Source organism: Arsenicibacter rosenii, from assembly GCF_001870735.1.
Classification (GTDB): domain Bacteria; phylum Bacteroidota; class Bacteroidia; order Cytophagales; family Spirosomataceae; genus Arsenicibacter; species Arsenicibacter rosenii.
Genome location: NZ_MORL01000017.1, coordinates 82,893 through 107,448, shown reverse-complemented (window position 1 = coordinate 107,448; position 24,556 = coordinate 82,893). Strand labels below are relative to the sequence as shown.

Below are 24,556 nucleotides of genomic sequence, written 5' to 3'. Positions count from 1 at the left end.
TTAAAGTCGTGCCACCACTATTTCGCTGTATACTCCGTTTGCTGTTTCGGGTGACCACGCGGGGGCGACCACATGGGGTCGCCCCTACGGTTGTGGTGTATTATGTTTTGGGCGACCGCGCGGGGACGATCCCACGGCATTAAATATCGATGCGGGCGTACTTCGCGTTGCGCTCGATGAAGTCACGGCGGGGAGCTACGTCATCACCCATCAGCATGGAGAATACGTGATCGGCGTCAGCGGCCGACTCAATCGTTACCTGCTTCAGGCTCCGTTTATCCGGATCCATGGTAGTACTCCAAAGCTGCTCAGGGTTCATCTCGCCAAGACCTTTGTAGCGCTGTACGTGAACGTTTTCTTCGCGACCGGCACCCGCAATCTCGCGGACGGCCACTTCACGCTGCGCCTCGGTCCAGCAATAACGCTCTTCCTTCCCTTTCTTCACCAGATAAAGAGGTGGCTGGGCAATATAGACATAGCCATGCTCGATCAGTAACCGCAGGTGACGGAAGAACAAGGTCAGAATCAGCGTCCGGATGTGGCTGCCGTCCACGTCGGCATCGGTCATGATAATGATCTTATGGTAGCGCAGCTTATCGAGATTCATCACCGTTTCGTCGCCAACGCGTTCCAGACGGATACCGAGCGCCGTGATGATGTTCTTAATTTCTTCGTTTTCGTAGATTTTGTGCTCCATGGCTTTTTCTACGTTCAGGATTTTACCCCGAAGCGGCAGAATAGCCTGGAACGCCCGGTTACGGCCTTGTTTGGCCGAACCGCCGGCCGAGTCACCTTCCACAAGATACAATTCGCAATGACGCGGATCGGTATCCGAGCAGTCGGCCAGTTTACCCGGCAGGCCCATACCACTCATGAAGTCCTTCCGGTCTGTCATGATGCGCTTATAGGCCAGTTCGGCAGCAATCCGTGCCTGTGCCGAAATCAGTACCTTACGGATAATAGACTGGGCGATTTTCGGATTTTCTTCCAGCCATGTTTCCAGCATATCCGACATGGCCTGGCTTACGGCGCTCACCACGTCGCTGTTCCCGAGCTTTGTTTTAGTCTGCCCTTCAAACTGAGGTTCAGCTACTTTTACCGAAATAACGGCGGTCAAGCCCTTCCGGAAGTCCCCCCCGTCGAACGTAACCTTTCCGGCATTTTTCGGCAGGTTTGCTGCGTTTTTATCGGCATAGTTTTTCAGTACGCGTGTCAGCGCCGTACGGAAGCCCTGTACGTGTGTCCCGCCTTCGATGGTATTGATGTTGTTCACATACGAGGAGATGTTTTCACCGGCCTCCATGTTATACACCAGTGCCACCTGAACCGGTGTACTGCCTTTATCACTTTCCATGTAAACCGGATCCATGCCTTCGAGCGATGGCCGGCTTTGATCGAGGTATTTAACAAATTCGATCAGACCACCTTCCGATAGAAATTCTGACCGGTTGATTGGCTCACCGTTTTCGTCTTTTTCACGCAGGTCAGTCAGTGTTATGCGGATACCTTTGTTGAGGAATGCCAGTTCGCGCAGACGGCCGGCAACGGTTTCGTAGCGGTAAACGGTTTCGGTAAAAATGCTGCCATCCGGCTTAAAACGGACAATCGTTCCCGTATCGTCAGCGGTACCGATCTCCCGTACGTCGTACATAGGGTGGCCGGTCTGGTATTCCTGCTCGAAAACTTTCCCGTCGCGGTGTACTTCAACCCGTAAATGCGTCGACAATGCGTTTACGCAGGATACCCCTACCCCGTGCAAACCACCCGATACCTTGTAGGTATCTTTATCAAACTTGCCGCCCGCGTGCAGAACAGTCATAACGACTTCCAGCGCCGATTTACCGGTTTTGTGCAATCCGGTCGGAATGCCCCGGCCGTTATCACGGACAGTAATCGAGTTATCTTCGTTGATTGTTACGTGGATTGTATCACAGTAGCCTGCTAAAGCCTCATCAATGGAATTATCTACAACCTCCCAGATCAGATGGTGTAATCCTTTTATGCCTACATCACCAATATACATCGCCGGGCGTTTGCGCACGGCTTCAAGCCCCTCAAGCACCTGGATATTGCTGGCACCATAGTTACTCCGGTCGTTTGCGTCGGTCAGGACGTCTGTGTCAATTATTTCGTTTGTCATACCATTCAGTAGGATCAATAATCCGTGTGTACAGGTAGTGATTATTCGTGCGTGTACTCTGCTTTAAGATTGTAAAAATACAAAAAAAACCGATCATTTCCTACCCATTTCCGGGCGAACGATTTAATATACACGTTTTTTCGCAAAACAAAAAAGTCTGACAAAAAGCCAGACTTTTACACCTTTTTCCATTTTCAGATTGATTTAACCATATTTTGCAACCGCCCGTCAGCCTTTGGCCCCGATTCAGCGGCGAATGGGTTAAAATCCAAAAAAAGTATTATTCCTGACCGTTGTTCGGCAAGATCGCAACCGGTCGGTTGGTACGCAGTTCGTCAACGGCCTTTTCCAGTTGCTGATCACGGCCTTTTGACAGTAACTCCGGCTCATTCCGTACCAGTACATCGGGCTCTAACTGGGTATTTTCCATGTACTTACCATCGGTCGTAACCATACCAACCTGCGGAATACCGAATACGAGACTCGGGTCGATCTGGCTTTCCCACCAAACCGCAGTCCCCGTTCCGGGTACCGGCATACCAACAATCTTGCCGATTTTGTTGGCCCGATAGGCATACGGAAACATGTGGGCATCGGAATAATTGCTTTCGCCAACCAGCACAACCGACGGTTTTATCCACTTCCGCATCGGCTCATGCCCCCCTTTCTGGCCACGCGGCACCATCTCAATGTATTTCTGACCGCTCAGCAGCGTTGCCAGATCGTCGTGCAGCCAGCCGCCGCCGTTGAACCGCGTATCGACAATGATGCTTTCCTTGTCGGCGCACTTACCCAGAATCTCTTCGTAGGCTGTCCGGTAGCTCGCGTCGTTCATGCCGCGGATGTGTACGTAACCGACCTTGCCGCCCGACAACCGTTCTGTTTCTTCGCGGCGGGTGCGCACCCAGCGCTGGTAACGCAGTTCATTTTCTTCACCCAGTGATATGGGCTTCAGGGTTTCTTCCCAGCGCACATTTACGGCCGGGTCATACAGCGACAACAAGGTGTTTTTACCGGCTTTGCGGTTTAACAGCTGGTTGTGATCCAGGGATGCCGTAATCGGCTGCCCGTCAATTTTTTCGATAATCACCCCCGCTTTCACTTTTGACGCGGCCAGGTCGAGCGGGCCCTTCCGGATCACTTCTGTCACTTTCAGCCCGTCGCCGGTAAAAGCCTGATCGTAGAACAAGCCCAGCGATGCCGTGGCATCCATGTTTTGTTGCGGATGCGCATACCGGCAACCCGTGTGCGACGCGTTCAGCTCACCCAGCAGTTCGCTCAGCATCTCGGCAAAATCGCGGTTGTTTGAAATAGACGGCAGAAACTTCCGGTACGCATCGCGATAATATTTCCAGTCGACGCCGTGCAGGTCGGTGACGTAAAACTTCTTCTGCACCTGCCGCCAGGCATGATCGAAAATGTACGTTTTTTCACCCAGATAACTCAGATTCATTTCACCATTGATCGTCACCGGTTCCTTTTTACCCGACTCTGCATCGACTTTGGTAATGCCCCGTTCCGACAGGATAAACAGGGATTTACCGTCTTTGCTGAGTTCCAGCTCCGAACCGGCGTCCTTAACCAGAATCTTTGTTTCTTTCGTGCGTAGCTCGGTCACCCACAGATCGGAGGTTTTCTCGAAGCGGGCGAGGTAAAACAGTTTCTCGCCATCTTTCGACATAACGGCATCGGCCAGGTTTGACGAGTGAATCGTCAGGCGCACCTTCCGGTCTTCGATCCCGTCGAGCTCGATTTTCAGCGCGGTATCGTCCTTCTTGTCAGTAGCAGCAACCCCGGCCTTACCGGCTTCTTTCTTCACCGTTTCTGCCTTTGCAGCTTTGGCTGCGTCCTCCTCTTTTTTCTCTTTTTCTTCTTTTTCTTTCAGCAGCGCAAAATCTTCCTTGCTGAGCTTGAACCGGTCAAAGGCTTCTCTGGTAAAGAACATGGCATATACATCGCCTTCGCCGCCCCAGCTGCCGTGGTTTTTCATGCCGTCGCGGTCGGAGCTCATGATCAATGCCTTACCGCCCAGCGACCATTTGGCCCCGCTTTCGTTGTAGCCGCTTTGGGTCAGATTCGCCACCGGGCTTTTGCCATCCGCAGCAATCAGGCCGACATCCGACGTAAAAATGTTGTAGGCGGCAAAATCGACCAGAAACCACTTCCCGTCCGGCGACCACTGGTAATATTGATCGCCATCAGAATACGAATAGTTTTTGTCTGCTGTCAGGATCGTACGCGTTGCTTTGGTAGCCAGATTAACAACCTTCAGCACGACCCGCTCTTCCAGATACGCTACTTCTTTCCCGTCGGGCGAAAAGGCGGGCTGAAACTCTTCGGCATCGGTCGCCACTACCGGCTCTTCGGTCAGCACCGTTGACGAATAGAAGTACGGCTCTTCTTTCCGGGCAACACTGCTTTTATAAATATTCCAGTTGTTGTTCCGCTCCGCAGCATACAACAGAGTACGGCCATCGGGACTAAAGCTCACCGACCGCTCCTGCTCCGGCGTATTGGTGATGCGTTTCGTGATGCCTCCTTCAACCGAAGTCACAAAGACTTCTCCTCTGACAATGAACGCAATTTCTTTTCCATTGGGCGACAGTGCCATTTCGGTAGCGCCACTACTCACGGGAACAATCTTTTCGCTCAGCAACCGGCCGTCGTTCATGATCTGAACAGCCACCTTTTGCGGCTGACCGCCGGGCGACAGGGTATAAATTTCGCCATCAAAACCAAAGCAGAGGGTACCGTTGTCGGCCAGCGACAGAAAACGCACCGGATGTTTGGTGAAGGTAGTGACCGGTTTGGTCTGAGCAGGATCGTCGAGCCGCATACGGTGCACATTGTACGAGCCGGTCTGCTCGCTGAGGTAGTAAATCGTTTGGCCGTCGGCAGCCAGCACCGGATTCCGGTCTTCACCGATAAAATTCGTCAGTTTGGTATGTTTTCCCGACGAGGCGTCATACGCCCACACATCACGGGTGACCGATGAGGTGTGGTGCTTGCGCATAGCATCTTCATAGCCTTTGATGTCGTGATAGAGCAATGTGCGGCCATCGCGGCTGTAACGGGCCATTTCGGCGGGCGTAGTCAGCTCCATTCTGGTCCGGCCACCAGCGACAGGAACGCTGTAGAGCTCGCCCAGTAACCCTATCGGAAACTGCGCGTTGGCAGCATCATCTGTACGCGCCGACGAAAAGATAATCCGCTGGTTATCCGGTGTAAAATCCGACGGCAGATCATTGGCCGAATGGAACGTCAACCGTTTTGCTTCACCACCGGCAGCCGGCATGACAAACACGTCAAAGTTCCCATACCGGTCTGAGGCAAAGGCAATTGACTTACCATCGTGTGACCAGACCGGCATGTAATCGTAGCTTTCATGAATGGTCAGCGGAACGGCCTGTCCGCCTGCGGCCGGAACTTTGTAAATGTCGCCCTGATAGCTGAAGACAATGGTTTGTCCGTCGGGCGAGATAGATGGATATCGCATCCAGAGCGGCTTTTGGGCATAGGCCGCCACCGACAGCGCAGCCGCCAGAAAAGTAGACAGTAATTTCATAGTGTACCTGAATCGTGAATCACCTTAAAGCTACAAAAAAAGCCAGACGCAATGGTCTGGCTCTCTGACTTTTCGCAACTATTTGTATGCAAACAGACTACTTGCAAAAGCGTCTGTTACAGGTTTACCACGATACGGCTAATCTTCCGGATAAGGAACGTAGATAAACCCGGCAAATTCGCCCTGTACCACAAACAGGCAGGCATATTCATCCGGATTTTTGTAGTTTTCCTTAAACAGATCAATCGATTCAGCACCAATGAGTTTGCGTTGCACAAACTCATCGATCAGGGTGGCTTTATAATTCCAGTCATTGCCTAAATCCCCGCTGCGGAACAGCAATTGACCCAGTTCGACGTCACGGCGGGAGGCCGTAAAAATCGGAAAGTCCGAAAAACCGCGTTTACGTATCTGATACGACGCTTCTTTGAGGTGATCGGCCACCAGCACAAAATCGGCCGACACCTCACCCATCAGCCGTTTGTTGAGGTCAGGCGAGTTGGCATCGTCGAGTAAGGTATTTTCGTTACTGTGATGAATCATGATGTTAAAAACGAGCGGCTAACAGCAATTCAAGATCCTTATACCGCATGTTGAATTTCTTAGCAATGTAGGCATTCGTCAGGGTGCCTTTATGACTGTAAACACCTTTCATAAACCAACGGTTCGCATACATCATTTCTTCGATGCCGCCAATGGTGCCGGTCTGGAGCAGAAAAGGCAGAAACACATTGCTCAGGGCCATGCTGGCGGTATGAGCTACCCGTGAGGCAATGTTGGGTACGCAGTAATGAATCACACCGTGTTGCCGGTAAATCGGGTGCTTGTGGGTACTCATACGCGACGTTTCGAAGTTACCGCCCTGATCAATCGCTACGTCGATGATGACCGAATCGGGCTTCATCTGTGCCACCATTTCTTCCGTGACCACTACCGGGCTCATGCCCTCTTCCGACCGCATGGAGCCAATGACAACATCGGCCCGCTGAATGGCTTCGGTCAGCGTATCCGAATCGATAATGGCCGTGTAAATATGCTGGCCAATCGAATATTTGAAGCGCTGCAACTTGTACAGGTACTTGTCGAATACCTTAATTTCGGCCCCCAGCCCTATGGCCGTACGGGCGGCATATTCGGCCACGGTTCCGGCGCCCAGAATCACAACTTTTGTTGGCGGAATACCCGTAATACCGCCCAGGATAATGCCCCGGCCATTGGCGCTGTTGAGGTACTCACTGGCGATAAGCATCACCGTACTGCCGGCAATTTCGGACATTGACCGGATAATCGGCAGGCCGCCGCCCCGGTCTTCGATGTACTCATAGCCCAGGCCCGTGATGTTACACTCGTTCAGCCGCTCGAAATAGCGCCGGTCGTGTGCCGGCAGGTTCAGGGCCGAAATCAGCGTGCTGCCTGATTTAATGAGTGAAAACTCCTCATCGATCAGCGGTTCGATCTTCAGAATCAGGTTGGCCTCGTAGACCTCCTTCGCCGACGGTGCAATCAGGGCACCGGCTTCGCTGTATTCGGTATCGGTAAACTTAGCGCCTTCTCCCGCGCCTTTTTCGACAATAACCTCATGGCCGTTACGTACCAGAATTGCCACCGCCTCGGGTGTCAGGGCAATCCGGTTTTCCTGCATGGCCACCTCTTTCGGAAGCCCGATCAATAAGCTGTTTTTGCTTGTTTTCAGGGCGACGGGTGCCTCCTGTGGATACAGCGCCGTTTGCTTGGCAAGTTCCTCGAATCCGGTCACTTTTAATGAAGTTTATAAGGGGGAAGCCAACACCTTAGTTGGCAGGCTAACCGACTTTTTGTGTTTCTACTGTTCTTTTTCCGGTAGCATCGGCGACAATGCTGACCTGGTAATAACTCGCTGGCCAGATCGATGTGATGCGCTCCGGCCATTCAACAAAGCAGTAATCGCCCGAGTAAAAGTATTCTTCGATACCGATATCGAGCGCTTCAGCCTCATTGCGCAGCCGGTAGCAGTCAAAATGATATACGGATTCGGCCTGTTGCGTCGTGTATTCATTGACAATCCCGAAAGTCGGGCTCTGCACCACGCTCACGACACCCAATGCCCGGCAGAGGGCCTTAATCAGCGTTGTTTTACCGGCACCCATTTCGCCTTCAAACAACCAGACCGGCCGGTCTCTCCCTTCGTCGAGTAGATGGCGCGCTACCTGATCAAGATCCGCCAATTGATCCATGTGCAATGTCATGTGACAAAGATAACCAAAAGACGGGACAGGTAAGTAATGAAGTTGCGCCGAAATCGCCTCATCGGCCCGTAAGTAAACAGGCAGGCCCCGAAATGCAAACTACCGGTTGGATGACGGGTAAAGAGTGCTTAGTTTCGGCCTTTACTAAGTGATTTTTTACCAAGAACGCGATTGCTATGCCTTCTCCCATTACTGTCGGCCTGATTGGTTTTGGTCTTTCGGGCCGTTATTTCCATGCGCCGTTTCTGCATACAAACCCTAATTTTACCCTGACGAAGGTGGTTGAACGTCACCGCAACGACGCGCAGTTGTTTGACCCGTCGATTGTTACGGTGCGGAGCCACGAAGCGTTGTACAGTGATCCCGACATTGATCTGGTGATTGTCGGGTCGCCGAACGATACGCACTTTTCATACGCCAAAGCGGCGCTCGAAGCCGGCAAACACGTACTGATCGAAAAGCCGTTTACAAACACCAGCGCCCAGGCCCGCGAACTGCTCGACCTCGCTCAGGCCAAAGGGCTCGTGGCCATTCCGTACCAGAACCGCCGCTACGATGCCGATTTCCTGACGATCCGGCAGGTACTGGCGAGCGGAAAGCTGGGTGAAATTAACGAATATGAAGGACATTTTGACCGGTACCGGCCGGTAGTCCTGGATTCATGGAAAGAACATGAACCGGATGGCGGCGGCAACCTCTACAACCTCGGTCCGCACCTGCTCGACCAGGCCATTGTGCTGTTCGGCCTTCCCGAAGCGGTTTCCGGCGACATCCGTATGATCCGTCAGGGCAGCACCAACGACGATTATTTTGAAATCCGGCTGTTCTATCCCGACAAACGGGTAATCGTGAAGTCAAACATGATGGCGCCCGAAAACCACCTGCGCTACATTATCCACGGCTCGGCAGGGTCGTTTGTGAAGTCGGGGCTGGATATTCAGGAAGAAACACAGCGAAAGGATATTCTGCCCGATACGCCGGACTGGGGCCACGAACCGGCCAGCCAATACGGCACACTGACGACAGAAGCGGGTAGGGAAACGATTGAGAGTGTAGCGGGCAACTACCACACATTCTACAACAACCTGGCGGCCGCGATCCGCGGGGAGCAACCGGCCGAAGTTCGTCCGGAGCAGATTTACGCCGTCATCCGGATTATGGAGCTGGCGCGCCAAAGCAGTCAGGAAGGGCGGGTACTAGCATTTGATTAACACACTGTTCATCAGACTTTTACCTACATAGTCTCATAGAAAAGAGCAGGGCGGTGTCACCTCCGCCCTGCTCTTGCTAATTCACCCGGCGCTGCTCGTCTTCCAGGCTGGTCCGGCGCTGACGGATACCTTTCAGATCACGTTTGCCGAGGTTATAGGTAAATGTCAGCCGCGCCACCCGCGTCTCCCAGCGGCTCGTAAAGCGGATGTACACGTCCGGATTGTTGACATAGCCCCCGAACTGCCCCGTTTTCAGTACATCGCTGACGTTAAGCTTCAGGCTGGCTTTCTTTTCCCAAAAGCTTTTCTGCAACCCAACCGAGAGCTGACCGGTGCCTTTCCCCTGAAACATGCCGTCGATGAACGGTGACCGGTAAAACGCAACAACTTCAGCCGTGATGCCGTGCGGCAACATCAGGTTGTGACTCATATTCAGGTTGGCCGCGATGCCTTTGTTGTTTAGCGGTTTACCGAGATACACCGCGTTATACTGATTGACAAACACGTCGGCCGACTGACGCATGTTCCACCACTTTGTAATGGTCAGCGGAAAGCTGATACTCAGGTTATAATTGTTCAGAACACTCAGGTTGATGGTGGTTTGTTTGAGTACTTCGCCCACCTGTTCGTTTACCTGACTGATTACATCGCTGGTGCGGTTGTAGCTCAGCGTTATGCTGGCTTCCTGTTTGTAGGTATAGCCCACGTCAAAAGCGTTGGTGTACTGGGGCCGCAGAAACGGGTTTCCTTCGTTGTAGGTATAGGGGTCCATGACATACACGAACGGGTTCAGGGTAAGGTAATTCGGCCGGTCGATTCGCCGGCTGTACGCAAAACGCAGCTGGTTGTTTTCGTTCAGCGAGCGGGTGAGGAACAGGCTCGGAAACAGGTTGGTATACGTCCGCTCCACCACCTTATTCATCGTAATGGAATTCCCCTTCGACTGCGTATGCTCCATACGTAAACCGGCCTGCAGGCCCCACTTTTTCCAGTCGCGGCTGCCGTTGATGTAGGCGGCATGGATGGTCTCGTCGTATACGAAATGATTGGTCCGGGCCGCATCCGGCACCCATTTGCCGTCGGTCAGGGTTTCAAACAGGACGTCGTTATCCGACGTTACATAGCTGCTTTTCCAGCCCGCCTCCAGTTTACCCGTTTTGCCGAACGGATGGACATAATCCAGCTTAGCCGCCCGAATCACAACCTCCGAAGGCGGGATATTACGCTGCAGCAGCGCCGTACCGGTTTCATCCCCGTTGGTCCGGAAACGCCGGGTCGTCATGTTGTCGGTCGGGCTGATCGCAACCTGCGAGTAATCGGCATCGAACGTCAACTCTCTGGGTCCCCCTTCGCGGTCTGGCTGATCGAAGCTATGCCGGACGTTGGCGTTCACCGCCATCCGGCCCATTTTCCGGGTAGAAGCGTTAACAAGCGTCACCAGACTTTGCTGCACCATGGCATTATTATAAACCAGATTCTGGTTATCGATCTGTGCCCGGTTGGCGTTAAACTGACCGTTCAGCATCAGCCCGAGAGTCGTTTGTTTCGAAGGGGAAAAATCAATACCGGCTTTTACGGTCTGGTTATTCGATTGGCCGGGCCGGTAGCCGAGGTTGCGGACTGTCTGCCGGTGGTCTCCCGTCCCGAACTCGCGCAGCGCATCCACCGAGCTGTACGTTTTCCGGTAGTCGTAGTTATAATTCCCGAACAGGCTCCATGGACCATTCCGGTGGTTGAGGGTTAAGCCGGCCGACCCTTTGCCGAAGCGGCCATAGCCTGCCCCCAGCAGAAGGCTTCCGTTGGTTCCGTTGGTGGTATTGTTGCGTTTCAGACGGATGTTGATGATGCCTGAGTTACCGGCGGCATCGTATTTGGCAGACGGCTTCGTAATCAGTTCAATACTCTGCACACTGTTGGCGGGGGTGTTGCGCAGCAGGTTCATCACATCGGCGGCCGACAGGTAGGTGGGTTTGCCGTCGATCATCACCAGCACACCGTCGCGGCCTTTCAGCTTGAGCTGATCGTTCTGAGAATCATACACCACCCCCGGCGATTTCTCCAGTACTTCGAGCGCCGTGCCCCCCGCCGAGGTAATGCTGTTTTCTACGTTGATAACCGTTTTATCGGGCAGTTGCTCAATAAACGGCTTTTTGGCGGCCACTTTCACCTCGGTCAGCATCCGGGTATCTTCGGCCATTACCAGCACCGGCACAGCCCCCCCCTCACCGGCCGTCAACGTAAAGACGGCCGAAACGGCCCGCCTGTACCCGACCTGCGTAACCACCACACGGTAAGTGCCGTCGGCAACCTGTTCGATAAGGTACTTACCGGCAGCATCCGTTATCGCGCCTTTTACCAGTGTTGAGTCGGCCGCCCGTTGTAAACGTACCGTAGCCAATTCGAGGGGCTTGCCGGTTGCATCCTGCACCTGTCCGGTGACCGTTTTAGCCGGTTGCCGGGCATAAAGCATGTGGGATAATAACAGGGTCAGCGCCAGGCTAATCCACAGGCTCAGAACCGGTGAAAAGCGTATTTGTTGTTTACCGTATGCGTTCATGGTAGTTGTTGTTTGCTGCCACAAAGTTGGGGGATCCGGCAACATCCATCAATCGCATGAAAATGTGAATCTGCCGTTTTTTTGGTCAACATTCCAACCGTGAACAACGACAGCGGGTCATACTGACGAACAACAATTTATTACCTCAATGTTGAACAGTAAACTTATTGCCGCCCTGTTGATTGGCGGCGCGCTGGCGGCAGGGTGCCAGAAAAACGAAGAGAATGCCTTACCGGCGGGAACCGTCTCGATTGGCAACAAGGGAGCAGCCCGTATCGGTCAGGATATTACGATCAAAGCCGACAGCATTTCAGACAGCCGTTGTCCGAAGAATGTGCAGTGTGTCTGGGCCGGCAATGCCCGGGTAGGCTTTACCCTGAGCAGCAGCACCGTCAGCAAAAAAGATACGCTGTGTGTGGGTGACTGCCGCACCACCAAAGGTAGTGTCGATACCCTGACCTTAGGCTCAGACCGGTATCAGGTCACGCTTGTAGACGTGACCCCTTACCCGGCCACAACCGATCCCAACCCTAAAGCCGAAGCCGTTTTTAAGGTTGTAAAACTGTAACAGAGAAAGTAATGGATAATGGTTAATGAACAATGTATAATGCCCATCCGGCAACTTACTGTCCGTTAACCATTATCCATCCCTCATTAACCATTTTACATTATCCATTCCCCTCCCCTCACACCAACCCCTCCCGCATGGCTTTCAGGATGGCTTCGGTTTTGGAGTTGACCTGTAGCTTATCGTATACACTCCGGATATGCGACCGGACGGTATCAATGCTGATATGCAGCTCGCCGGCAATGAGTTTGTAGCTGTACCCTGCCACCAACCCCTTGATAATGTCCAGCTCCCGGGCCGACAAGCGGTAATCATCCGGCTGTGCAGCCGTCATGGGCAGCGATGGTGGTTGCTGAAAATGCAGCAGCACTTTGCGGGCAATACTGGCGGTCATGGGTGAGCCGCCCCGATGCAGGTCGAAGATGGCAGCAATAATGTCGGCCGGTGCAGTGTGTTTCAGAAGGTACCCGCTCGCGCCGTTCCGGATGGCGCGGAAAATCTTATCCTCATCGTCGAAGACCGTCAACATCAGGATCTGCGTCTTGGGTGAGGTTGCCTTAACGAGCGGAACGGCATCAATTCCACTCAGCCCCGGCAGATCAATGTCCATCAAGGCCACATCAGGCTGTAGATCGCACAGGTCGTCCTGCACGTGCTGACAATTCGGGAATGCCCCGAGCAACATCAGCCCGGGGGTCGCCTGAATCAGAAACGAGATCCCTTCGCGGAGTTCGCGGTTATCTTCGTAATACACAATGGTGATCGGTGGTGTCATACACTATCCGGTTTTTGCCATTAGCCGAATGGTTGTTCCCTGCCCCCGCACTGACTCAATCGATAGCGTACCGTTGATTTCGAGGGCTCGTTGCCGGAGGTTCTGCAACCCGTTTCCTTCACGGACGGTTGCCGGGTCAAAGCCCTGTCCGTTGTCCTGAATCGTCAGTTGCAGCTGCCCGTGGATGACCCGCAGATCAACGTTGATGGCCGTGCATTGGGCATATTTAATGGCATTGTTGATACTTTCCTTAAAAATCAGGTACAGGTTACGACGCTGTGCCATGTCGGGTTTCAGCGGCTGAAAGCTTTCCATAACGTCCATCCGGAAGGCAATGTCTCTGGCTTCGGCCATTTTCAACCCAAACTCCCGCATCCGGATCACCACGTCATCCAGCGTATCCTGATGGGTCCGTATCGTCCAGATAATGTCCTGCATCGACTCCGACAAACTGGTAGCACTCTGGCTGATACGTTGTAAAACCGGTATAGCCTCAGGGGCAGACCCGGTCAGTTGTAACTGCAACACATCACTGAAGATCCGGATACTGCTTAACGTTGACCCCATATCATCGTGTAAATCCTTGGCTATCCGGTTCCGGATGGCTTCGATACGGGCTTTCTGCTGCGAGCGGTACCGGTACGCCAGATAGCCTGCTCCCGCCAGCAGCGCGATAATCAACAGGGTAAACCACCACGTCTGGTAATAAGCCGGGATAACCTCAACCGGTATCGTAAGACCGGTTGTGTTCCAGACGCCGTCGTTGTTAGCGGCCTTGATCACCAGCGCATAATGACCGGGAGCCAGATTGGTGTACGTCGCCTGCTGATTGTCGGTATCAACGGGTTTCCGGTCGAAGCCTGTGAGCTGATAGGTATAGCGATTGTGCTGGGCCCGGCTGAAGTTCAGGGCTGCGAATTCAACGGTCAGGGTTGTTTCGCCGGGATGCAGGGCCAGCGTTTCGCCGGGATGCCAGATCCGGCGCTGGTTGTTCACCCTGACCCCGGTAACGACCACCGGAGGCGGCAGGCTATTCCGGCGTAACCGGTCGGGGTGCACATAGTTAAAAGCCCCCTGGAAGCCAAAAAATAACTCACCCTGCCGGTTAACTGTAATCGCTGACGGCATAAATACAGCTTTTTCAATCAAGCCGTTTCCCTTGTCGTAATACCGGAAACGGCCGGTGGCGGGGTCCAGTTCATGCAGCATGTTGTCCGTCATCATCCAGATATGTCCCCGGTTATCGTCCTGGATGCCGAACACGTGGTCAGCCAACAGCCCATTTTCGAGTAAGTACGTCGAAAGCACATGGCCGTTGCTATCCGCACAGACAACAAAGCCAATGCCCGACTGCCAGATACGTCCCTGACGGTCAACATGAAAGCTGCTCTGTAAGCGATCCGACGTCTGAATAACCGGACGGGCGGTTTTCAGCCTGAGCTTCCGCAGCATGTTGCGGTCGGGATCGAACAGAAAAAGCCCCTCAAACGTGTGTATCCAGATACGGTGCTGCCGGTCGGCCAGCATACTGCCGAAATTAATAGGCTCCTCGTTGGGCCACAACAGTGCCCGGGGCTCAATCCGGTCTGTCAACGGATCGGCATAAAAGAGCCTTCCCTTACCGGCACCAATCCAGACACGGCCTTTGTCGTCGAGGCAGAGCGTCTGAATAAAATGCCCTTTCAGGGCTGAACGCCAGCTTTTCCGGGACGGATTGTAGATAAACACGCCATTGTTCGTCCCGATCCAGACGTTGCCATCGTGGTCCTGCGTCAGTCCGCGGACATCCCGTTCAGCCGGTTCTTCCGGAAACGGTACCAGGTGCGGTTCGTCTTTGCCCCGCTGCCAGACATACAGTCCTTTTTCGCGGACGAGGAGCCAGTATCGGTCATCTTGCCGGTTGTCTTGCTGTACGACAGGAATAAAATCACCGGTTGTGTTAACGGGTGTCCGGCTACGGAGCAGTTCCCGCCTGAATTTAATGGCAAACGGATCGACCTTTTCCAGCCCTTTGTTGGTCCCGATCCAGACAATACCCGACTTCGGATCACGGTATAAGCAGCCTACCACGCCGCCGTTATGGCTCATCGGGTCCTGTGTCTGCGACCGCACCGGCAGCGTTTTTTGCTGCGACGGTACGTAAACGACCAGCCCGCGACGTGTATCCCCCAGCCAGAAAAACGGTTCACCGCCCGGCTGCTGATCAGCGGTCATACTCAGCGCACCGGCATCGGTTCCGGGCAAGGGCAATAACCGGTCTGTCACCGGATCGTAAGCCATCGGCCCACGGTTGTAGAACAGTACAAAAAGCGTTTGCTGAGGTGTCTGGTACAGGGTCGATACCCATACCTGCTGATCGGGATGGTTCCTGTCATTTCCGATGATATGGGTGTATTGCCGGGTATGGGGATTGAAGCGGTAGAGTGCCCCTTCGTGTTGCACCCAGAAGTGACCCGACTGGTCAAAAAACGGATCGGCATAACTGTTCGGCTCCACAAACGGCACGGGAAAGGCGGTCAGTGCCAGGGTTTTCAGATCGATGCGGTATAGCTGTTCTTTCGTCGAGAACCAGCCATCTCCTTGCCGATCAATGGCAAGCGGCGATACGAAGTCATTATCCGCCAGCTGATCGCTGAGCGACGGCATCGGAATAACCTGAAACCGCTCCCGAACCGGATCAAACCGGTAGAGTCCGCGGTTGGTTGATACCCACAGGAAGCCATCCGGCGCTTCGGTTAGCCCGTGGTTTACCACATAATTACCCAGCAATCCGTCTTTATCTTTCCGGTAATAGCTATGCGTTCGTTTATACGCCTTAAAATGTAGTCCGTCGAACCGGTTGAGGCCATTACTGGTACCGATCCAGAGAAATCCGCGCCGGTCTTTCAGCAGCGCCGTGATGTAATTGCTTGACAGGCCCTCGTCGGTGGTATAGTGTTCAAACGATACATCGGTCCATTGGGCGTGGAGCCGCCCCGGCCATATCAGCAGCCAGCCGATGAATACCCCGACCAAACCAATCCGCATGTCTTTCATGACGTTTCTGCAATCATAAAAGCAAAGGTGGCAATCCTTTCAGAGGAAGACAACCCAACGGCCTCGCATAAAGATGTGAAACCGGTCTTTACAGACGCACAAACGTCCGGATGGCCGTGTGAGGCTTGTTAAACCCCAGCTCAAAAAAGTTACCCACCTTCAGCTCACCCTGTGACTGACCGATGGGATAACTGGTGTAAACCGACGAAGACGAAAGCATGTTGAGCAGGTAAATTTCGTCGTCCTTAATGTAGTAGGTATACAATCCGCTACCGATTTTCGGCAGCAGGTATCCTTCTGCCGTCAGTTCTTTTCCCCGTTTTACCAGCAGATTGCCTTCGGTTAGCCCCGCAGCAATAGCCTGATTGAAGACGAGTGTATCTTTCCGGTTTGTTTTTTCGATCCAGGTCCCTGTTAAACCGGCGGGCGTTGCCATTGATTCCAGCGCTTTATCAGAACAGGCTCCCGAAAAAATGCATACAGCCAATAACAGGTATAGTTTGTTGTTCATTGGTATTTCCTATTTCCTGTATGACCCGAATCAGGGGCGAATCGTTGGATTTGGGCAAAAAAAGTGGTGGCACGACTTTGAGTCGTGCCACCACTACTGCATAAGACATCAGCGATTAATACCCCGGATTCTGCGTCAGTGTCGGTTTACCGTCTTTCTGGCTGTTCAGAATTTCCTGCAACGGAATCGGGAAGTATTCGTGTTTGCCTTTTACAAACTGCACACCGTTCAGATATGACCGTTTTTTGGCTTCGGCCGAATAGTAGGTGTTTAATACCTGATCGGCAATGCCCCAGCGAACCAGGTCGAACCGGCGGTGCCCTTCCATCGCAAACTCCAGACGCTGCTCAAACTGAACGGCCTTGCGGGCTGCCGCCTTATCGGTCCAGGCGGCCGTATACTCCTTAATGAGGTAGTTGGCGGCCGGTGTCCCGTCTGCGTTTTTCACCCAGCCATCCGGATTGGCAGCACGACGGCGAATCTGGTTTACATACCCTCTGGCTTTTTCCAGGTCCCCGATTTCTACCTCAATTTCGGCCAGCCACAGCAGTACGTGTGAGTAACGGATCAGGCGATAGTTATTGGCGTTCAGCCGCGGGTTACCGGCAAAGGTGTTGGTACCCACATCTGAACGATACATGACGTGCTTCTTCGGCGAATAGGGTCCGCCATACGCCTGATCACGCACATAGGCCTTGCCCGGGTGTACGCCCCAGTCCAGATACGGGATACCACGACGGCCAACCGTCCAGTCGAGGCGCGGGTCGAGAGTGCGGGTTTCCGGCGTAAAGGCGGCCGTCGACTCAATACCCTGATCGTTCTTCACGTCATCGGCGTTGAACGTATCCGGTAGCGGCAGCCCATTGGCATCGGTTTTGAAGGCATTTACGAGGTTCTGTGATGGCTGGAAGAAACCGCAGCAGGTCGTTACGCCACCTCCACCATATGGGTAGTTGAGGGTTGATCCGGCATTTCCGTTTTCGCCACCCGACGCCCCGTCGTTTACCGAATACTGAATCTCAAAAATTGATTCGGTATTGTTGTTTGTCGTGGCTTTGAAGTTATCGTGGTAACGATCCATCAGCTTGTACTGGTTACTGGCCACAATGGCTTCCAGAAGCGTTTTGGCTTCGGCATATTTTTTCTGGTACAGATACGCCTTGGCCAGATCAGCTGCGGCCGCCCACTTTGTCGGCCGGCCAACCTGCGTTTGTTTCGCCGGCAGCACATCATAGGCTGCCTTCAGATCATCCACAATTTTTGGCCATATATCCGTGGTATTGGGCAGCTTTGTGCTTTCGAGGTTATTCGGATCGTACGTTTTCTCGTCGATGTACACCACATTGTTATACATCTTTTTGAGCTCAAAGTGGTAGTGGCCGCGCAGGAAACGGGCCTCGGCAATGACCTGTTTCGCCTCGGCATCGGTCAGGTCTTTGGCCAGAGCGAGTACCTGCAATACGTCGTTTGTCCGGGCAATTCCATCGTACATCCCCCGCCATTTGCCACGGAAATAAATGTTGTCCGACTGGATATTGCCCTGTTCGATGAGCGAAATTGGTGGCTGGTCACCGGCAATGGTGCCCTTGTAGGCATCATCAGATGCCACACTGCCATATACCCAGTTATCGGCTCCCACCTGATAGGAACGGTATGCTCCTTCGGGCGTGGCCCAGCCATCCAGCAGGGCATACGCACCGATCAGCAAGGCATTTACCCCCGCCTTATTTTGCAGCGCCGTCGACGACAAAGCGGCTTTGGGTTGTACGTCAAGAAATTTATCGGAGCAGGACGTAGCGAAAACCCCGCTGAGCAGAAGAAGAGATACGGTTATCTTTTTCATGGATTGATGTCAGATTAGAAGCTTAGGTTTAAACCAACCAGGTACGTTTTGGCAACCGGGTACATACCGCCGTCGACACCGATCTGACGGTCGTTTCCGGCTGAATAGCTACGCAGGTTCACCTCAGGATCCATACCGGAATACTTGGTAAACGTCGCCAGGTTTTGGCCCTGCACATAGACTGATGCCTGGCTCAGCCCCAGTTTCGACAACAAGGCAACCGGAATGCGGTAGGTCAGCTGGATGTTTTTGAAGCGGAAATACGATCCATCCTCCAGATAGTAGGTCGATGGCTGAATACTCACCTGATCCGATGACACCAACTGTGGCAGAACAGCGTCGGTTTTACCCGGGCGCCACGACTGATACAGCATCCGGGTACTGCGGTTGCCGCCGAACGTCGGAAAATCTGTCCAGTATTTCGTATAGTTAAAAATCTGGTTACCCTGTATGCCTTGCCCGAAGAACGTAAACCCAAAGTTTTTATAGTTCACACTCAGGTTCAGACCATACGTAAAATCAGGGTGCGGGTTGCCGATAATTGACAAGTCACCGGTGTTGATCACCCCATCGCCGTTGACGTCGCGGAATTTGAAACGGCCGGCTTTATTTTCGCTGGCGGCATTGCCAAACTGCACAGGGTGTTGTTTGGCTTCTTCATCACTCTGGAAAATCCCGTCGATGGTATATCCAAAGAACGATGAAATCGGATAACCCTGCTGCGTCACGACAAAGTTCTGAATCCGTTCGTCGTTGATACCGAAGTACTGCGTTTTAGGATCTCCGGTAGTTTTGGTAACCTCATTACGGTACGTGCCGAAGTTAAAATTAACATCGTAGGTCAGGTCTTTTACCCCTGTTTTGCCGCTGTAGCCCAGCATCAGGTCGACCCCTTTGTTGGTCATGGCCCCGATATTCTGGAAAGGAGTCGTGGCCACGCCCTGCGTCAGGGGAGCCTGTACCGGGAATAACATATCGCTTGTTTTCCGGGTATACCAGTCTAATGTCACATTGAGCTTGTTGTTCAGGAATGAGCCGTCGAGACCAATGTTAGTACTGGTAGTGGTCTCCCATTTTGCCTTTGCGTTACCAAACTGCGTCAGCTCATAACCCGGGGTTGCTGATGTCCGTGACCCGTTAATGTCGTAGAATGACGTAATCGGGTTGGTACTGAACTGGGTATACGGGTTATAGTTACCGATTTCCTGGTTACCTGTTTGCCCGTAACCAACCCGAAGTTTCAGGTCATTGATCCAGGTCATTGGTTGCAGGAACGCTTCTTTTGACAGACGCCAGCCCGCACTCACGGCCGGGAAGAACGCCGAGCGGTATTCTTTCGCGAAGCGCGACGACCGGTCACGGCGCACTGTAACGTCGAGCAGGTACTTATCACCGAGCGCGTAGTTCAGTTTCGCAAACTCAGACGCCAGACGCCAGTTAGAAGCCCCGCCATTGTTGGTCTGCACACCCGTACCGGCACTCAGGTAGCGGTTTTCGATATCGTCAACGGCGAAGTTGGTCCGGCTGGCATCGAAGAACTCAAAATAGTTTTTGATGGCCTCGGTCCCCGCGATAATGTTGAAGCGGTGATTTTCACCCAGGTTGAAATTGTACGTCAGCGTATTATACCACGTCCATGTCCACTCATAGTTATTGTTGGTTGTCAGGCTGTTTGATCCTCTGGCTTCGGCAGCTTCGATGTTCCGGATGGAGTAGTTCCGGAAGTTAAACAGGTTATAGTCGATCCCGAAACTGGTGCGGGCGACCAGGTTTTTCAGCAGATCGACCTCGGCATAGGCATTGCCGAAGAAGCGCATTTCTTTCTGTACGTTGTCTTTATTGCGGTACAGGTCCGCCATTGGGTTGAAGGCGTTATCAAGGTCTCCGCCACGTGTACCGGCAAAATTACCCGCTACGTCATAAACAGGGATAATGGGCTGAATCCGGTATGCAAACGAAACCGGGTTACTTTCGTTCCCGTTGCCGTTTGGCTGGTTTACCCGCTGCCCGAAAGCCGCCTGGAAATTTTCGCCGATCCGTACCCGCTTCGTTACGTTGAACTCCGTATTCGCCCGGAGCGAGTACCGCTTGTAGTTGGTGTATTTCATGATCCCTTGCTGATCGAAGTAGTTCAGCGACATGGCATACCGACCGCCTTCATTACCGCCTGATACACCCAGCTGATGGTTCTGAATCGGAGCCGGATCAAAGATTTCGTCCAGCCAGTTGGTACCCGTTTTGTTCGCCTTGGTAATGAGCCATTTGGTTTTGTTGAAATCGGCCGCGTCAATGTTTGTCGAGTAGTTGATGTAATTGCCATTGGCATCCTGCGCCACGCGCGGATCGCTGGCCGAAGCACCACTCGGGAAAATGTAGTCCGGAATGACCGGGGTTGCGCCGTTACCAAACTGTGAATGAACCGGATAGCCGTTGGTCCCCACCGCTTTTGAGTTGGTCCGCGATTCCCAGACGAGCTGTGCATACTCCTGCGTATTCAGCATGCTCAGTAATTTGCCCGGACGCTGTGTGCCATAGTAGGTATCGTACGTAAACTTCGGTTTACCGGCTTTCCCCTTTTTGGTGGTGATGATAACGACACCATTACCGGCCCGTGACCCGTAGATGGACGCCGCCGATGCATCTTTCAGCACCTGCATCGATTCAATATCGTTCAGGTTCAGGGTGTTCAGGTTACCTTTTGTCGGTGTGCCGTCGATGATATACAGCGGCGAGTTATCGTTGATCGTACCAAACCCCCGGATACGGACCATGACCCCGCCACCCGGCGAGTTCTCGTTACCGACCGTTACACCCGCCACACGGCCCTGTAATGCCTGCCCGACGTTCGTTGCCGGTACCGATAGCAGCTGTTTGGTATCGACCGTCGCCACCGCACCGGTGATGTCTTTTTTGGCCTGTGCCCCGTAGCCCGTCACCACGACCTCGGTCAGTGTTTTTACATCCGGCGATAACACAACGTCAATAGTGGTGCGGTTACCGATCGTTACCTCCTGGGCTAAAAAACCAATGCCCGAAATCGTCAGGACGTCTTTTCCGGCTGGTACGTTCAGGGTGAAACGGCCGTCGCTGCCCGTGGCAACTCCGATGGATGTGCCTTTTACAACGACATTAGCCCCGGGCAGCGGATTATTGTCGTTGCCATCGACAACACGTCCCGTAATTTTTTTGTCCTGTGCCACTGCTATAAGGGCAAACAGGCTCAGAACCATCAGCAGCGAGAGCCTGGCAGTTCTTAACAAGTAAACACGCTTCATAAATAAGACTATTTTTTATTGGTTATTTACTATTAACCATGACAAAAAGCAGTCATATATGATCAATTTACTGTCAGAAAACTATATTTTTTTTAACCGGTCAGGCGTAAAAAAGTGGTGGCACGACTTTGAGTCGTGCCACCACTACAAATACCGGTCAAAGAAGCTTATTTCAGATTCATATCCTCCACAATCCCCTGTACTTTTGCTTTCAGTTGTGCATATACCGAGTCAAAATCTTCTTTCCGGTTCAGCGGTTCCACCACGCTGACGTAGAACTTAATCTTCGGCTCTGTACCCGAGGGGCGGGCAGAAATTTTGCTGCCATCGGCCGTGAAGAACTGCAATACGTTAGACGACTCAATGCCGAGTTTACCCGATTCGATTGCTTCCACATCGCCGGTCTGCACATTGGTGCGGGTGAGTGCCTTGTAATCGTCCATCCGGATAACGTCCGAACCGGCGATTGACTTCGGCGGGTTGGCCCGGAAATCAGCCATCATCTGCTGAATTTCTTCGGCCCCGGTTTTGCCTTTTTTGGTCAGCGAAACGAGTCCTTCGTAGTAAAAGCCGTTTTCCTGATACATTTCCATCAACAGGTCAAACAGGCTCAGGCCGTTGTCTTTGGCGTAGGCCGTCAGCTCGGCAATCATCGCGCAGGACGCAATAGCGTCCTTATCGCGCACGAAATCACCGATCAGATAGCCGTAGCTTTCTTCGCCGCCACCAATAAACTGCTCTTTGCCTTCAAGCTCGCGGATTACCTGGGCAATGTATTTAAAGCCAGTCAGGGTGTTGTAGCATTTTACGCCGTAGCGCTCGCAGATTTTGTCGATGAGGTCGGTGGTTACGATGGTCTTCGCCACAAACTCTTTCCCCTGTAGTTTACCGGCATCTTTCCAGGCCCGCAACAGGTAGAAAATGATCAGGCTAGCCATCTGGTTACCGTTCAGCAGTTCAAATTCGCCGTGGTGGTTACGCGCTCCTGCTCCTACGCGGTCGGCGTCCGGGTCAGTAGCCATCACCAGATCGGCGTTCAGCTCCTGTGCCTTGTCAAGTGCCAGCTGCATAGCGGCCTTTTCTTCCGGGTTGGGCGATGCTACCGTCGGGAAGTTGCCGTCCGGCGTTGCCTGGGCTTCGAGGATGTGTACGTTATTGAAACCCAATGCATTCAGCACCGGCGGCACCTGTGTGATGCCCGTCCCGTGAATCGGTGTAAAGACAATACTCAGGTCTTTCTGACGCGCAATCACATCCGGATTCACCGCATTGGTTTTGATCCGGGCCACGTACTCACCATCAACCTCTTCGGCAATCAGGTGGATACGCTCCTCAACGCCATCAAACTTAATGTCGTCGACCGACTGAATGTTATTCACCTCCGCCACGATGTTTTTGTCGTGCGGGGCCACCACCTGTGAACCATCCACCCAATACGCCTTATAACCGTTGTATTCCGGCGGATTGTGCGAGGCTGTGATCACAACACCACTGTGGCAACCCAGATGACGGATCGCAAACGAAAGCTCCGGTGTCGGGCGCAGGGCTTTGAACAGGTATACGGTAATGCCGTTTGCCGAGAAGACATCGGCGGTGATGCGGGCAAATTCCGGCGACATCCGGCGGCTGTCGTGGGCAATGGCCACTTTAATTTCTTCGTTCGGGAAGGTCTGGTTCAGGTAGTTAGCCAGGCCCTGGGTAGCCGCGCCAACGGTGTATTTGTTGATCCGGTTCGAGCCGACGCCGATGATACCCCGTAGCCCGCCCGTACCGAACTCCAGAGTGCGGTAGAACGAGTCGGTCAGTTCGGTGTTCTGGCCTTCATCCAGCATTTTCTGAATGGCAGCTTTGGTGTCAGCGTCATAATTACCGTTGAGCCAGCGGTCTATTTCCTGTTGGGTTGTTGCGTCAAACGATGTTGTCATTTGGGTTTTTATATTGAATTGCGAGAGTTCAGATAAAATGGTGCTGCCAAAATTACAATTCTCCTTCATGTTGGCAAGTCCTGTCAGTAAACAGCCGGATCACCTGATTGATTATCATAAAATATTTATTGTTTATCAATAAAAATATATTGACTCTTATAAAAAAAGAATTCAGATTTGCAGGGAATTAACGATGACTTAACCGCCATGATGAAATCACCGTCTTTCGTACACTGGGCGTTCAGGACCTTCAACGCCTTATTTTACATTCAGCTTTTGCTTATCGCGATTTTTCCTGTAGCGATCTGGTATGCCTGGGTTTACTCAGCTACGACAGAACACCCCAACCATTTATCAGTGACATTGGGAACACATCTGCATACCGAGATTACACCAGCCAAACAACGTGCTGACTGGGATACACCAACTAAGTGGCAATACACTCTACAAGCCACTCCACATACATTTTTAACGCAAGGGTCAGGGCAATCCGGGTACTTGTTAACGTTCCAGGTAACGTCTGTCGAGGGTCTGATAGCTTTACCTGGTCCTATGTGGTTAACGATTGCCCTACATACCCTATCAATGCTTCTTTTGCTGTGGATTGTGTATTTTTTGAGACGTCTGTTCCGTGATTTACATTATGACAAACTATTCGGGGAGCATCAAACAAGATACATTCGTCATGTGGGAAAAGGCCTTGTGTGGTACGGTCTCTTAGAAATGGGTATAGTAGCCATACAGAACCAATTAGCAATCCGTTATCTGGAACAGCATGGTTTTCTTGTCAAATCAGTCTTTGCAATAAGTACCCAACTACCAGATGGGCTATTACCTGTGATTTGCGGAATCAGCATACTTGCCCTCGAACGGGTTTTTACCTATGGCAAACAGTTACAGCAAGAGCATGAATTAACTATTTAAC

Annotated in this window: 15 protein-coding genes; 3 read left to right on the top strand and 12 right to left on the bottom strand. The window is 52.6% G+C overall.

Annotated elements, in window-relative coordinates; translation table 11 throughout:
* Positions 1-139: 139 nt before the first annotated feature.
* From gyrB to tsaE, 5 genes are all read right to left on the bottom strand, one after another.
* Positions 140-2,140, bottom strand: a complete 2,001-nt coding sequence (gyrB, locus tag BLX24_RS22610) for a DNA topoisomerase (ATP-hydrolyzing) subunit B (RefSeq protein WP_071505483.1) — start codon at positions 2,138-2,140, stop codon at positions 140-142.
* Between the two features lie 280 nt (positions 2,141-2,420).
* Positions 2,421-5,705, bottom strand: a complete 3,285-nt coding sequence (locus tag BLX24_RS22605) for a S41 family peptidase (RefSeq protein ID WP_071505482.1) — start codon at positions 5,703-5,705, stop codon at positions 2,421-2,423.
* Positions 5,706-5,843: 138 nt separating this feature from the next.
* On the bottom strand, positions 5,844-6,248 hold the full coding sequence (locus BLX24_RS22600) for a hypothetical protein (RefSeq protein WP_071505481.1): 405 nt from the start codon (positions 6,246-6,248) through the stop codon (positions 5,844-5,846).
* Between the two features lie 4 nt (positions 6,249-6,252).
* Positions 6,253-7,461: an alanine dehydrogenase gene (locus BLX24_RS22595; RefSeq protein ID WP_071505480.1), complete on the bottom strand. Its 1,209-nt coding sequence runs from the start codon at positions 7,459-7,461 to the stop codon at positions 6,253-6,255.
* Between the two features lie 46 nt (positions 7,462-7,507).
* On the bottom strand, positions 7,508-7,930 hold the full coding sequence (tsaE, locus tag BLX24_RS22590; protein ID WP_071505479.1) for a tRNA (adenosine(37)-N6)-threonylcarbamoyltransferase complex ATPase subunit type 1 TsaE: 423 nt from the start codon (positions 7,928-7,930) through the stop codon (positions 7,508-7,510).
* Positions 7,931-8,106: 176 nt separating this feature from the next.
* Between tsaE and BLX24_RS22585 the strand changes: the two genes are divergently transcribed.
* Positions 8,107-9,141: an oxidoreductase gene (locus BLX24_RS22585; RefSeq protein ID WP_071505478.1), complete on the top strand. Its 1,035-nt coding sequence runs from the start codon at positions 8,107-8,109 to the stop codon at positions 9,139-9,141.
* Between the two features lie 76 nt (positions 9,142-9,217).
* On the opposite strand, the gene BLX24_RS22580 is transcribed toward BLX24_RS22585, so the two are convergent.
* Positions 9,218-11,698 carry a TonB-dependent receptor domain-containing protein gene (locus BLX24_RS22580; protein ID WP_177225895.1) on the bottom strand — a complete coding sequence of 827 codons (2,481 nt, stop codon included), beginning with the start codon at positions 11,696-11,698 and terminating at the stop codon, positions 9,218-9,220.
* A 148-nt stretch (positions 11,699-11,846) separates the two neighbouring features.
* Between BLX24_RS22580 and BLX24_RS22575 the strand changes: the two genes are divergently transcribed.
* Positions 11,847-12,266, top strand: coding sequence for a hypothetical protein (locus BLX24_RS22575; protein WP_071505477.1), 420 nt, complete (start codon positions 11,847-11,849; stop codon positions 12,264-12,266).
* Positions 12,267-12,384: 118 nt separating this feature from the next.
* Here BLX24_RS22575 and BLX24_RS22570 read toward each other — a convergent pair whose 3' ends face one another.
* The 6 genes from BLX24_RS22570 to BLX24_RS22545 all read right to left on the bottom strand — a co-directional run bounded on the left by BLX24_RS22570 (position 12,385) and on the right by BLX24_RS22545 (position 23,631).
* Entirely contained in the window at positions 12,385-13,041 is a 657-nt protein-coding gene (locus BLX24_RS22570; protein ID WP_071505476.1) for a response regulator, read from the bottom strand.
* A gap of 3 nt (positions 13,042-13,044) precedes the next feature.
* Complete coding sequence (locus BLX24_RS22565; protein ID WP_071505475.1) at positions 13,045-16,077, bottom strand: sensor histidine kinase; 3,033 nt, start codon at positions 16,075-16,077, stop codon at positions 13,045-13,047.
* An 88-nt stretch (positions 16,078-16,165) separates the two neighbouring features.
* Positions 16,166-16,588 carry a hypothetical protein gene (locus BLX24_RS22560; RefSeq protein ID WP_071505474.1) on the bottom strand — a complete coding sequence of 141 codons (423 nt, stop codon included), beginning with the start codon at positions 16,586-16,588 and terminating at the stop codon, positions 16,166-16,168.
* 115 nt (positions 16,589-16,703) lie between these two features.
* Positions 16,704-18,431 carry a RagB/SusD family nutrient uptake outer membrane protein gene (locus tag BLX24_RS22555; protein WP_071505473.1) on the bottom strand — a complete coding sequence of 576 codons (1,728 nt, stop codon included), beginning with the start codon at positions 18,429-18,431 and terminating at the stop codon, positions 16,704-16,706.
* Between the two features lie 14 nt (positions 18,432-18,445).
* Positions 18,446-21,661: a SusC/RagA family TonB-linked outer membrane protein gene (locus BLX24_RS22550; RefSeq protein WP_229201875.1), complete on the bottom strand. Its 3,216-nt coding sequence runs from the start codon at positions 21,659-21,661 to the stop codon at positions 18,446-18,448.
* Between the two features lie 212 nt (positions 21,662-21,873).
* Entirely contained in the window at positions 21,874-23,631 is a 1,758-nt protein-coding gene (locus tag BLX24_RS22545; RefSeq protein ID WP_071505471.1) for a phospho-sugar mutase, read from the bottom strand.
* A 207-nt stretch (positions 23,632-23,838) separates the two neighbouring features.
* Between BLX24_RS22545 and BLX24_RS22540 the strand changes: the two genes are divergently transcribed.
* A complete protein-coding gene (locus tag BLX24_RS22540; RefSeq protein WP_143092758.1) occupies positions 23,839-24,555 on the top strand; it encodes a DUF2975 domain-containing protein in 717 nt (238 codons plus the stop codon).
* The last annotated feature ends 1 nt before the right edge of the window (position 24,556 follow it).